At 66.6% G+C, this 12,526-nt stretch carries 11 protein-coding genes and 1 tRNA gene; 6 read left to right on the top strand and 6 right to left on the bottom strand.

Annotated elements, in window-relative coordinates; all coding sequences use genetic code 11:
- A partial coding sequence (locus tag CHB77_RS18890; RefSeq protein WP_425320183.1) for a biotin carboxylase N-terminal domain-containing protein occupies nt 1-88 on the bottom strand: 88 nt, incomplete at its 3' end.
- A 182-nt stretch (nt 89-270) separates the two neighbouring features.
- Here CHB77_RS18890 and uvrA point away from each other — a divergent pair.
- On the top strand, nt 271-3,123 hold the full coding sequence (gene uvrA / locus CHB77_RS14135; protein WP_089388871.1) for an excinuclease ABC subunit UvrA: 2,853 nt from the start codon (nt 271-273) through the stop codon (nt 3,121-3,123).
- A 4-nt stretch (nt 3,124-3,127) separates the two neighbouring features.
- Here the strand turns inward: uvrA and CHB77_RS14130 are convergent, their stop codons facing one another.
- Together CHB77_RS14130 and CHB77_RS14125 are read right to left on the bottom strand one after the other, a co-directional pair.
- Entirely contained in the window at nt 3,128-3,508 is a 381-nt protein-coding gene (locus CHB77_RS14130) for a hypothetical protein (RefSeq protein WP_131023373.1), read from the bottom strand.
- Nucleotides 3,501-4,118, bottom strand: a complete 618-nt coding sequence (locus tag CHB77_RS14125) for a DUF5671 domain-containing protein (RefSeq protein ID WP_089388853.1) — start codon at nt 4,116-4,118, stop codon at nt 3,501-3,503. Before CHB77_RS14125 ends, CHB77_RS14130 begins: the two co-directional genes overlap by 8 nt.
- A gap of 155 nt (nt 4,119-4,273) precedes the next feature.
- Between CHB77_RS14125 and CHB77_RS14120 the strand changes: the two genes are divergently transcribed.
- Both CHB77_RS14120 and CHB77_RS14115 read left to right on the top strand, forming a co-directional pair.
- Nucleotides 4,274-4,348, top strand: a tRNA-Gly gene (locus CHB77_RS14120).
- 313 nt (nt 4,349-4,661) lie between these two features.
- Entirely contained in the window at nt 4,662-5,201 is a 540-nt protein-coding gene (locus CHB77_RS14115) for a TetR/AcrR family transcriptional regulator (RefSeq protein ID WP_165456289.1), read from the top strand.
- Nucleotides 5,202-5,222: 21 nt separating this feature from the next.
- Here CHB77_RS14115 and CHB77_RS14110 read toward each other — a convergent pair whose 3' ends face one another.
- On the bottom strand, nt 5,223-7,715 hold the full coding sequence (locus CHB77_RS14110) for a GcvT family protein (RefSeq protein WP_089388851.1): 2,493 nt from the start codon (nt 7,713-7,715) through the stop codon (nt 5,223-5,225).
- A gap of 160 nt (nt 7,716-7,875) precedes the next feature.
- On the opposite strand from CHB77_RS14110, the gene panC reads away from it, so the two are divergent.
- Together panC and panB are read left to right on the top strand one after the other, a co-directional pair.
- Entirely contained in the window at nt 7,876-8,748 is an 873-nt protein-coding gene (panC, locus tag CHB77_RS14105) for a pantoate--beta-alanine ligase (RefSeq protein ID WP_242626663.1), read from the top strand.
- On the top strand, nt 8,738-9,547 hold the full coding sequence (gene panB / locus CHB77_RS14100; protein WP_089388850.1) for a 3-methyl-2-oxobutanoate hydroxymethyltransferase: 810 nt from the start codon (nt 8,738-8,740) through the stop codon (nt 9,545-9,547). Before panC ends, panB begins: the two co-directional genes overlap by 11 nt.
- Before the next feature lies 1 nt (nt 9,548).
- Here panB and CHB77_RS14095 read toward each other — a convergent pair whose 3' ends face one another.
- Both CHB77_RS14095 and CHB77_RS14090 read right to left on the bottom strand, forming a co-directional pair.
- Nucleotides 9,549-10,712 (bottom strand): MFS transporter, encoded by a 1,164-nt coding sequence (locus tag CHB77_RS14095; protein ID WP_089388849.1) that lies wholly within the window; start codon nt 10,710-10,712, stop codon nt 9,549-9,551.
- Between the two features lie 71 nt (nt 10,713-10,783).
- Nucleotides 10,784-11,785, bottom strand: coding sequence for a 2-hydroxyacid dehydrogenase (locus CHB77_RS14090; protein ID WP_089388848.1), 1,002 nt, complete (start codon nt 11,783-11,785; stop codon nt 10,784-10,786).
- Nucleotides 11,786-11,970: 185 nt separating this feature from the next.
- Between CHB77_RS14090 and CHB77_RS14085 the strand changes: the two genes are divergently transcribed.
- Nucleotides 11,971-12,522, top strand: a complete 552-nt coding sequence (locus tag CHB77_RS14085; protein ID WP_242626662.1) for an SH3 domain-containing protein — start codon at nt 11,971-11,973, stop codon at nt 12,520-12,522.
- The last annotated feature ends 4 nt before the right edge of the window (nt 12,523-12,526 follow it).

Here is a 12,526-nt window from a genome sequence, read left to right as displayed (position 1 = left end):
CCACCGTCCGCTTGCCCAGCTCGTTGGCCGCCCGCATCACCCGGATCGCAATCTCGCCACGGTTCGCAACAAGGATCTTTTGAAACATCGCGGTCCCCTTTTCACAGTTGCGCGAGAGACTAGCGATGCCGCAGCGCAGCGCAAGCGGCACGAGGGTCAGCCCGCAACAAAAGGTTGACGCAAGGTCGTGTTCGCCAGATGTTCCCATTCTGCGGTTGCTTTTTGAAGCGTTGTCCCTATGTGATGCCCTTGGTCGGCCAGGGACGCAGCATGGAACAGAAGTTCATCGAGGTGCGCGGCGCGCGCGAACACAATCTCAAGGGCGTGGACATGGACATCCCGCGCGACAAGCTGGTGGTCATCACCGGGCTGTCGGGCAGCGGCAAGTCGTCGCTGGCCTTCGACACGATCTATGCCGAAGGGCAGCGCCGCTATGTCGAAAGCCTGTCGGCCTATGCGCGCCAGTTCCTGGACATGATGGGCAAGCCCGACGTGGACCACATTACCGGCCTGTCGCCCGCCATCAGCATCGAACAAAAGACCACCAGCAAGAACCCCCGGTCCACCGTCGGCACGGTCACGGAAATCTATGACTATCTGCGGCTGCTGTTCGCCCGCGCAGGAACGCCCTATTCCCCCGCGACCGGCCTGCCAATCGAGGCGCAGCAGGTCCAGGACATGGTGGACCGCATCATGGAGATGCCCGAGGGCACGCGCGCCTATCTGCTGGCCCCGATCGTCCGGGATCGCAAGGGCGAATACAAGAAAGAGTTTCTGGAACTGCGCAAGCAGGGGTTCCAGCGGGTCAAGGTGAACGGCCAGTTTCACGAACTGGATGAACCGCCGACGCTGGACAAGAAGTTCCGCCACGACATCGACGTGGTGGTGGACCGCATCGTCGTGCGCGAGGGGCTGGAAACCCGGCTGGCCGATTCGCTGCGCACCGCCCTGGATCTGGCCGACGGCATCGCTATCGTGGAAACGGCGGCGGACGAACCGGAACGCACCACGTTCAGCGAAAAATTCGCCTGCCCGGTCAGCGGCTTCACCATCCCCGAAATCGAACCCCGGCTGTTTTCCTTCAACGCCCCCTTCGGCGCCTGCCCGGCCTGCGACGGGCTGGGGGTCGAATTGTTCTTCGACGAACGTCTGGTGGTGCCCGACGCCGCCCTGTCCGTGGACAAGGGCGCCATCGCCCCCTGGGCCAAGTCCAAGTCGGCCTATCTGACCCAGACGGTCAATGCCCTGGCCAAGCATTACGGGTTCGACAAGAAGACCCCGTGGAAGGATCTGACCGACGATGTGCGGCGCATGTTCCTGCATGGGTCGGGGTCCGAGGAGATCGCGTTCCGGTTCGACGACGCGGGCCGCGTCTACAACGTCACCCGCGTGTTCGAGGGCGTGATCCCCAACATGGATCGCCGGTTGCGCGAATCCGACAGCGCCTGGGTCCGCGAGGAGTTCGAGCGGTATCAGAACAACCGCCCCTGCGGCACCTGCAAGGGCTATCGCCTGAAACCCGAGGCCCTGGCGGTCAGGATCGCGGGCGCCCATATCGGCCAGGTGGTCGAACTGTCCATCAAGGAGGCGCTTGCCTGGGTCGAGGCCGCGCCGAAGCACCTGAGCAGGCAGAAGAACGAGATCGCCCATGCCATCCTCAAGGAGATCCGCGAACGGCTGGGCTTCCTGGTCAATGTGGGCCTGGACTATCTGACGCTGAGCCGCGCGGCGGGAACGCTGTCGGGCGGCGAAAGCCAGCGGATCCGGTTGGCGTCGCAGATCGGATCCGGCCTGACGGGCGTGCTGTATGTGCTGGACGAACCCAGTATCGGCCTGCATCAGCGCGACAACGACCGCCTGCTGGACACGCTGAAGGGGCTGCGCGACCAGGGCAATTCGGTCATCGTGGTCGAACATGACGAGGACGCGATCCGCCATGCCGATTACGTCTTCGACATGGGTCCGGGCGCGGGCGTCCACGGCGGCACCGTGGTCAGCCAAGGCACGCCCGATGAAATCGCCGCCGACCCGGTCAGCCTGACCGGGCAATATCTGTCCGGCGTCCGCGAAATCGCCGTCAGCGACGAACGCCGCACGGGCAACGGCAAGGCGGTCAAGGTGGTCAAGGCCACCGGCAACAATCTGAAAGACGTAACGGCCGAATTTCCGCTGGGCAGGTTCGTCTGCGTGACCGGCGTGTCGGGCGGCGGCAAGTCCACCCTGACCATCGAGACGCTGTTCAAGACGGCCAGCCTGCGCCTGAACGGCGCCCGCCAGACCCCGGCCCCCTGCGAGACGATCACCGGACTGGAGCATCTGGACAAGGTGATCGACATCGACCAGCGGCCCATCGGCCGCACGCCGCGGTCGAACCCGGCCACCTATACCGGCGCCTATACGCCCATCCGCGACTGGTATGCGGGCCTGCCCGAATCCAAGGCACGCGGCTACAAGCCCGGCCGGTTCTCCTTCAACGTCAAGGGTGGCCGCTGCGAGGCCTGCCAGGGCGACGGCGTCATCAAGATCGAGATGCATTTTTTGCCCGACGTCTATGTCACCTGCGAGACCTGCAAGGGCAAACGCTACAACCGCGAGACGCTGGAGGTGCTGTTCAAGGGCAAATCCATCGCCGACGTGCTGGACATGACGGTCGAGGATGCGCAGGGCTTTTTCTCGGCCGTGCCCGCCATCCGCAACAAGATGGACGCGCTGATGGAGGTGGGTCTAGGTTACGTCAAGGTCGGCCAGCAGGCGACCACCCTGTCGGGCGGCGAGGCGCAGCGGGTCAAGCTGGCCAAGGAACTGTCGCGCCAGTCCACCGGCAAGACCCTGTATATCCTGGACGAACCCACCACCGGCCTGCATTTCGAGGACGTGCGCAAGCTGCTGGAGGTGCTGCACCGGCTGGTCGATCAGGGCAACACGGTCGTGGTGATCGAACACAATCTGGACGTCATCAAGACCGCCGACTGGATCATCGACATCGGCCCCGAAGGCGGGGACGGCGGCGGGCGCATCGTGGCGGTGGGCACGCCCGAGGATGTGGCCGATGTGCCCGACAGCCACACCGGGCGCTATCTGGCGCCGATGCTGCGGCCCGCGCGGGTCCGGGCGGCGGAATAAGCGTTCAGTCCACGACGATCCGCTGCACGGTGCAGCCCGATCCGTCGCGCCCCTGGGCGGCATCGTCCGGGGGCAGTTCGAAGCCCGCACACAGGCGGACGCTGTCGGGCGCCACCCGTTCGATCCGATAGGGCGCGCCGGTAAAGGGATCGGCCAGGCGCGGCGTCATCGGGCAGGCCTCGGTCGGCGTCGGATCCGTCAGCACGCGACCGGCCTGCTGCGCCTTGCAGGACAGCAGCGCCTGGATGTCGGACAGGTCGCGCTGCCGCGCCCCGTCACGCCGTTCCGCCCGCCCCTGCGCCGGCCCGCCGGTGGCGACGATGCCCGCCACCAGAACCGCCAGGGACAGCGCGGTCAGCGCCATGACGGGCCAACGCCTAACCATCCAGATCCTCTCGGTAACAGGCGGCCACCAGCAGGCCCATCAGGGCCACCAAGGCGCATTTCGCCGCAAGCCGGAGCGTCAGGTCGCCCGACAGGAAGGCATAGATCACCGACACGGCGTCGCCCAGCAGAACCAGGGCCGCCGCCAGCACGGTGATCGAGGCGAAAATCCGGCGCGCCTGCGACCGCCGCTGCCGGTCGCCCCCGTCCGTCCGCTTTGCCATGCGGTGATCCAAGGCCACGAACAGCGGCAGAAAGGCAATGATCGCCGCGACCGAGAACCGCATCGCCCACCGGTCGGACGACCCCGTTTCCGCCGGATCGGGAATCGCCTGGTCGATCACGTGAAACCCCAGCCGCACGACATGAAAGCACACCAGCACCAAGGCGACCATCAGCAGCGCATACAGCATCGCCTCGCGCGGCGAAACAAAGGGCCGTGGCCGGGGCACCGGCGGCAGGTCGCCCCCGCCGTGCCATGCGGCCATGGCGCCCTCGATTTCAGGATCGGTCCATCCGGCCCCGTGCAACGCCGCGCGGATGCGTGCGCCATCATGCCCGGACGCCAGGGCCGCGCGCACGAAATCTGAAAGCTGATCGGTTGCGGCCATGATCCATCCCTGTCCCCGCGCCAGGCTCACGCGCCTGCCCGGCGCTGTCAACGCCCGCATGATTTTCGTGCCCGAAGGTGAATTTTCCCCTTGCACGCCGTGGCGGCGTCCCATAAATCACCGCCTACCGAAGGCCAGCGGCCAACGGCACGGATGCGGGCGTAGCTCAGGGGTAGAGCATAACCTTGCCAAGGTTAGGGTCGTGAGTTCGAATCTCATCGCCCGCTCCAAACGAAAAAGGCCGGACCTTCGGGTTCGGCTTTTTTCGTTTTGTATGCGCAAAATTGCGGCATTGGGTGTTGCAGTAACTGCAAGTCCCTCTATGATGCCAGACATAAAGGCTCTGGCCTGAGAACTGGCAAACGATGACATAGCGAAAACAGACCAGAGCTTTGAGCGCACAGCCCGGAACTTGGTACGAAAGCGACATTTGGCATTCCCGGTTTGACAGGTGCCATGGGCCAAGCCGGTTGCGCCACATTCCAACATTGGCTTTACACTGTCAAGATGATGGATAAGGCCAAAATGCAACCCAAAGGCGACTTGGCCCAAGTCTTGATCCAGGCTGGCGTGGCGCTGTTGGATGAAGACGGCACCGAAGGCCTGACCCTGCGGCGCATTGCCGCACGCGCGGGCGTATCCCATGCCGCGCCGGCGCATCATTTCAACGGCTTGCCGGGTCTGCGCATCGCCATTGCCACCCAGGGGTTCCAGGATTTCCGGCATGACCTGATCTGCGCCCGCGATGCGATGCCGGCGGATTCCGGCCCGTTCCACCGACTGCTTGCGGTAAACCACGCCTATATCCGCTTTGCCCGCTGCCGGACCGCGCTGTTCCGGTTGATGTTCGATCAACTGCCAACCCAGGACGACGACCTGCGCACGATTGCCCGCGCCAGCTATGTCGTTCTTCAACACCATTGCGCGCCCTTTGTCGGGGATCGAAAGGCGGCGTCCGTCGAAACGGCGGTCTGGGCGCTGACGCATGGGTTTGCGATGCTGAAGATGGACCAGCCCTATCCGCCGGACTCGCCCGTGCAGGTCTCGTCCTACGAGGATGCCCTGCGCCTGGTGGTCGGCTGACCGAAAGCGCAGGGCGCTGCCTCATCCGTCGATGCGGATGCGCGCGTTCTGCGGATCATAGGGGCTGTCCTCGGTCACGCTGGCGTCCCACAATTCGCGGAACATGCGGACCTTCAGCTTGGTGCCGGGCGCGGCCAGATCGGGCCGGACATAGCCCATGCCGATCTGCTTGCCGAAGGCCGCCGAATATCCGCCCGAGGTCAGGCGCCCGACCTTTTCCCCGTCCAGGAAGATCCCCTCGCGGCCCCAGGGATCGGCATCGTCCGGCCCGTCGATCAGCAGCGTCACGCACATCGACCGGATGCCCTTGGCTTGCATCGCGGCCTTGCCCCGGAAATCCTTGGACAGATCCACGAAACGGTCCAGACCGGCCTCCAGCGGGGTGGCGTCGCGACCCAGTTCCGTGCCGAAGGCGCGATAGGATTTTTCCTGCCGCAGCCAGTTCTGCGCCCGCGCGCCGACCAGTTTCATCCCCAGCGGCTCACCCGCCTCGACCAGCCGGTCGAACAGGTGGTTCTGCATCTCGATCGGGTGGTGCAGTTCCCAGCCAAGTTCCCCGGTATAGGCGACGCGGATGGCGTTGACGGGCACCATGCCCAGTTCGATCCGCTTGGCCGACAGCCAGGGGAACCGCTTGTTCGACAGCGCGGTTTCCGGCTGCGCGTCGCGGATCAGCTTGGCAAGAATGTCGCGGGACGCAGGCCCGGCAATGGCAAAGACGCCCCATTGCGTCGTCACGTCCTGAATGGCGACATGATCGCCGCCCGCCGCCATGAAATCCTCGGCCGATTTCACTAGGTGATCGCTGTCATAGGCGGCCCAGGCCCCGGCCGAGACCAGGTAATAGTCGTTCTCGGCCAGCCGGACGATGGTGTATTCGGTCCGCGTCGTGCCCGCATCCGTCAGCGCATAGGTCAGGTTGATCCGGCCGACCTTGGGCAGCCTGTTGGTCGTCAGCCAGTCCAGGAAAGCCGTCGCGCCCGGTCCCTTGACGGTATGCTTGGCAAAGGCCGTGGCGTCGATCAGGCCTGCCGCATTGCGAACCGCCTCGGCCTCTGCCTTGGCGTATTGCCACCAGCCGCCGCGCCGGAAGCTGCGGCTGTCATGGTCGTCGAACCCTTCGGGCGCATAGTAATTCGGGCGTTCCCAGCCGTTCACCTGGCCGAATTGCGCGCCCCGCGCCCTTTGCCGGTCATAGGCGGGCGAGGTGCGCAGCGGGCGGCAGGCCTCTCGTTCTTCATCGGGATGATGCAGGACGAAGACGTTCTCATATGCCTCCTCGTTCTTGCGCGCGGCGTATTCGGTGGTCATCCAGCCGCCGAAGCGGCGCGGGTCCAGCGACGCCATGTCGATCTCGGCCTCGCCATCTACCATCATCTGCGTCAGGTAATGGCCGACGCCGCCCGCCGCCGTGATGCCGAAGCTGAACCCTTCGGCCAGCCACATGTTGCGCAGGCCGGGCGCCGGACCGACCAGCGGGTTGCCGTCGGGGGTATAGCAGATCGGGCCGTTGAAATCGTCCTTCAACCCCACCGTTTCGGATGTCGGGATCCGGTGGATCATGGACATGTATTCCTCCTCGATCCGTTCCAGATCCAGCGGGAACAGGTCGGCGCGAAAGGATTCGGGTACGTCGTACAGGAACCGCGCCGGGGCATTGCGTTCATACGGCCCCAGAATCCAGCCGCCGCGTTCCTCGCGCACATACCATTTCGCGTCGGCATCGCGCAGCACCGGGTGTTCGGGATTGCCCTCGGCGCGCCACTTGACCAGGGCCGGATCGGGTTCGGTCACGATATACTGGTGTTCGACCGGGATCGCGGGGATTTTTATGCCCAGCAGGCGGGCGGTGCGCTGCGCGTGGTTGCCGGTCGCGGTCACGACATGTTCGGCCCGGATCTCGAACGTCTCGCCCGAACCGACCAGGTTGCCGCCCTTTTCGATCAGCTTTTCGCAGGAAACGATCCATTCGCTGCCGGTCCAGGCATAGCCGTTGACCTGGATCTTGCGTTCGATGGCGGCGCCCGCCATCCGCGCGCCCTTGGCCATGGCCTGAGTCACGTCGGCGGGGTTGATATAGCCGTCGGTCGGGTGGAACAGCGCGCCTTTCAGATCCTCGGTGCGGACCAGGGGCCAGCGGTCCCTTACCTGCTGCGGGGTCAGGAACTGATGCTCGATCCCCACCGTTTCGGCGGTGGCGGAATACAGCATATATTCGTCCATCCGCGCATCGGTCTGGGCCATGCGCAGGTTGCCGCAGCGGGTGAATCCCGCGTTCAGCCCGGTCTGCGATTCCAGATCGGCATACAGCTTGACCGAATAGTCGTGGATGTGGGTCGTCGCATAGCCCATGTTGAACAAGGGCAGCAGCCCCGCCGCGTGCCAGGTGGACCCGGCCGTCAGCTCGTCGCGTTCGACCAGCATCGTGTCCCATCCCGCGCGCGCCAGATGGAGCGCGATGCCGCAGCCGACTGCGCCGCCCCCGACGACAAGAACCTTTACATGCGACTTCATTCCGCGCGACTCCCTGGCCTGTTGCTGTGCGTTACTGCCACGGCCCGTAAACGCCGTTCCGATAGGCCCGACCTAAACGGGCGAAAAACGACATGCTGCATCGCAGCACTTGTGCGAATCTGCCGCCGTCCCTTAGGGTGCGTGCCACAGGAGGCGGGGGATGTTCATGCAGATTTGCCGCGACAGGCAGGCGATGCGCGACTGGCGGCGCCAGGCCGGCCTTGTGGCCCTGGTGCCGACCATGGGCGCGCTGCATGACGGGCACATGTCGCTGGTGGCCCATGCCCGCGATTGGCTGGACGCGCGGGGCGGCGGCCGCGTGGCCGCGTCGATCTTCGTGAATCCCGCCCAGTTCGGCCCGAACGAGGATCTGGCGGCCTATCCGCGCGACGAGGAAAACGACCTGCGGCTGCTGCGGGATGCGGGCTGCGACGCGGTGTTCCTGCCGTCTGTCGCCGACCTCTATGGCCCCGGCGCGCAAACGGCGGTCGAGGTGACAGGCCTGTCGCGCATCCTGATGGGGCGCCTGCGGCCCGGCCATTTTCGGGGCGTGGCGACCGTGGTGACGAAGCTGTTCAACATCGTCAGGCCCGATGCCGCGGCCTTTGGCGAAAAGGATTACCAGCAGCTTGCGGTGATCCGCCGGATGGTCGCCGACCTGGACATGCCGGTCGAAATCCTGCCCGTGCCCACGATGCGCGACGCGGACGGGCTTGCCATGTCGTCGCGCAACCGCCGCCTGTCGCCCGCGGAACGCGCCGCCGCACCGGTGCTGAACCGTGCTTTGGACCGCGGGGCGCGCATGGTGGCCGACGGCGCAGGCGTCCCGGCCATCCGGGCCGCGATCCGGCGCATCATCGCCGCCGAACCTTTGGCCGGGATCCGGTCCATCGACATCCGCGACGCCGCCGACCTGTCGCGCATCGCCGCGATTCAGCGGCCCGTCGTGATCCTGCTGGCCGTCCGCCTTGGCGACGTGCTGCTGATCGACCAGCGTGTCGCCCAACCGAAAGGGGACTTCGATGTCTGTTGAAACCCGTATCAAGCGTTTGACCGCCCCGCAGATCGCGGCCCGCAAGGGGGCCGTGCCGATCGTCGCGCTGACCGCCTATACCGCGCCGCTGGCCGCGATGGTCGATGCCCATGCCGACCTGATCCTAGTGGGCGACAGCCTGGGCATGGTGATCCATGGCCTGCCCACCACCATCGGCGTCACCCCGGAGATGATGATCCTGCATGGCCAGGCGGTCGTCCGGGGCAGCAGCCGCGCGATGGTGGTGATCGACATGCCCTTCGGCAGCTACGAGGAATCCCCCCAGCAGGCGTTTCGCAACGCCGCGCGCATCATGGGCGAAACCGGCGCCGGCGCCGTCAAGCTGGAAGGCGGCGGCCACATGGCGCCCACCATCCGGTTCCTGACCGAACGCGGCATCCCGGTGATGGGCCATGTCGGCCTGACGCCGCAGGCGACGCACACCATGGGCGGCTTCAAGACCCAAGGGCGCGATGCCGATACCTGGCCGCGCCACGTCCAGGATGCGATGGATGTCGCCCAGGCCGGCGCCTTTTCCATCGTGGTCGAGGGGGTGATGGAGCCGCTGGCCGACCAGATCACCGGGGCCGTGGCGGTGCCGACCCTCGGCATCGGCGCCTCGGCCCGCTGCGACGGGCAGATCCTGGTGCTGGACGACATGCTGGGCCTGACCCAGCGGGTGCCGCGTTTTGTGCGCAAGTTCGGCGATCTGGGACCGCAGGCGGACAAGGCCATCGCCGATTACGCCGCGGCCGTGCGCGACCGGACCTTTCCGGGCGACGGCAACGTTTATCGGTGACTTAGCCGCCGGCGTCGAAATCCGCCGTGCGCGCCAGCCGCGACAGTGCCAGCGGGATCAGCAACAGCAGCGACAGGCCCAGATAGATCGCGGAAAAGCTGATCCGTTCGGCCAGGAAGCCGATGGTTCCGGGGGCCAGCAGGATCCCCGAATACCCCATGGTCGTGACCACCGACAGCCCAACCCCATGCGCCAGCCCCGGCACATTGCCTGCCGCGGAAAAGGCGATGGGCACCATGTTGGCGATGCCGATGCCCGCCAGTCCAAACCCGGCGATCGCCGCCCAGGGCGATGGCGCCAGCCCGGCCAGGGCCAGCCCGGCCATGGCGACGACAGTGCTGATCCGCAGCGTCCTGACCGCGCCGCAATGGCGCCGGATTCCGTCGCCCAGAAACCGCATCACCGCCATGGTCCCGGCGCAGGCGGCAAAGCCCCAACCGGCAAGCGCCAGCGACGCCCCCATTTCCCGTTGCAGATAGACTGCCGCCCAGTCCAGGATCGCCCCTTCCGGGATCATCGATGCCAAGGCCATGACGCCGATCAGATAGGGCAAGGGCGTGCGCGGCAGACGCAGCGGCTGGTGTTCCTGACCCGCCGCCGGACTGTCCCGCAAGACATGCGGAAAGGCCGCGGCCAAAATCGCCGCCACGATCAGCGCCACGACCCCCGCATGGGCCAGTTCGCCAAGGATCTGGATTCCGACGCCCCCTGCCCCCGCCCCGGCCAGGCCGCCCAGGGACCAGAACCCGTGGCAGGACGACATGATCGCGCGCCGCCGGGCGCGTTCCACCGCCACGGCATTGGCGTTCATCGCGACATCCATCCCGCCGATCAGCGCGCCAAAGGCGAAAACCGCGATGGCCACCGCCCAGACCGTCGGGGCCAGCGAAATCCAGATCAGGCTGGGCGTGAACAGCATTGCCGCCAGCTTGACGGCATGGGCCGACCCCCGCCGGGCCACCAGCGCGCCAAAGACCGGCATCAGGCAGATCGACCCGACGCCAAGCGCCAGCACCAGCAGCCCGGCCACGGATTCGCCGATCTCCAGCCGCGCCATCATGGCGGGCAGCTTGGGCGCCCAGCTTCCGACCACCAGCCCGTTGGCCAGGAACAGCGCCGATACCGCCCACCGCGCCCTGGTCCCGACACTGCCTGAACCCGTCATTCCGCCCGCCTTCTTTTGCGCCCGAACATACCGGGCAATCCCCGGCGCGGGGATGGGCCAAATCCCCCGTGTTACAACATCGACGGCACGACCAGATCCGGGGGCCGGTGGCCGTCGGCAAAGGTCTTGATATTGATGATGACCTTTTCGCCCATTTCGGCCCGGCCCTCGACCGTGGCGCTGCCCATGTGCGGCAGCAGGACCACGTTCGGCAGTTCGCGCAGGCGGGGGTTGATCTCGTGCCCGTGCTCGAACACGTCCAGCCCCGCGCCCGCGATCTCTCCGGCGCGCAGCATCCGGGTCAGGGCGTTCTCGTCGATCACCTCGCCGCGCGAGGTGTTCACCACCACCGCCGTGGGCTTCAGCAGCTTCAGGCGCCGGGCGTTCAGCAGATGAAACGTCGATGGCGTGTGCGGGGCGTTCACGCTGATGACGTCCATCCGCGCCAGCATCTGATCCAGGCTTTCCCAATACGTCGCCTGCAACTCGTCCTCGATCTCGGGGCGCAGGCGCTTGCGGTTGTGGTAATGGACCTGCATCCCGAAAACATTGGCCCGCCGCGCGACCGCCTGCCCGATCCGGCCCATCCCCAGGATGCCCAGGCGCCGCCCGCCGACGCGGCCGCCCAGATGGGCGGTGGGCGCCCAGCCGCCCCAGCGGCCCGCCTGCATCTCGGCCAGGCCTTCGGGTATGCGGCGGGTGACGGCCAGAATCAGCGCCAGGGCCATGTCGGCGGTATCCTCGGTCACGACGCCGGGGGTGTTGCTGACCAGCACGCCGCGCTGCCGGGCGGAATGGACGTCGATATGATCGACCCCCGCGCCGTAATTCGCGATCAGCTTCAACCGCTCGCCCGCTTGGGCCAGCATGTTGGCGTCGATGTGGTCCGTCACGGTCGGCACCAGCACATCGGCGCCGCGCATCGCCGCCGCCAGATCGTCGCGCGACATGCGGCTGTCGTCGTCGCGCAGGACCACATCGAACAGCTCTTTCATGCGCGTCTCGACCGCCTCGGGCAGGCGCCGCGTCACCACGACCCGCAGTTTCTGGCGCGAGGGCTGAGGGCTGTGCATGATGGCCTCACTTTCTCGATGTCATGTCGCGGCGGCCTTTCAAAAGGGCGCCGCATTTGGCAAACTGCCCGCGATATGGGGCCGGCACAAGACCCCATTGGGGGCGCCTTGCGGCCCCCGTTCAGGGGCAGAATGGATCGCCGCAGGGCGGCCGGGCAGGAACGGACGGGCTTATGAGGATAAGGATGATTTTGGCTGGCGGGGCGATGGCTCTGGCCGTATCGGCGGGGCTGATGCTGGCCCAGGCGGACGCCGCGCCGCAATCGGCCGATGCGCAGATCCTCCGCGTCCAGGACAGCGGCGGCGCGGCTCGCGGGGCCGTCACCAACCTGCCGGTCCCCCGCTATGTCAGCCTGAAAGGGTCCGAGGGCAACGCCCGGCGCGGTCCCAGCCTGTCGCACCGCATCGACTGGGTGTTCCGCCACGCCGGTATGCCGCTGCGCGTGGTCGCCGAGTTCGGCCACTGGCGCCGGGTCGAGGACAAGGACGGTGCCGGGGGCTGGATCCATTACGCGCTGCTGTCGGGCGTCAGGACCGCGCTGGTGACGCAGGACATGGTGGAACTGCGCAGCCGCCCGAATCCCGATGCCGACATCGTGGCGCGCGCCGAAACGGGGGCCATCGTCCGGCTGGGCGAATGCAACATCGATTGGTGCCGCATCTCCGGCGGCGGACAGCGCGGCTGGGTGCCAAAAACGGCGATATGGGGCGTGGACCCGGACGAGGTGAGGGACTAGGCCC

Origin of the sequence: Paracoccus sediminis (assembly GCF_900188295.1) — a bacterium.
Classification (GTDB): Bacteria; Pseudomonadota; Alphaproteobacteria; order Rhodobacterales; family Rhodobacteraceae; genus Paracoccus; species Paracoccus sediminis.
This window is presented reverse-complemented; position numbering and strand designations above follow the sequence as displayed.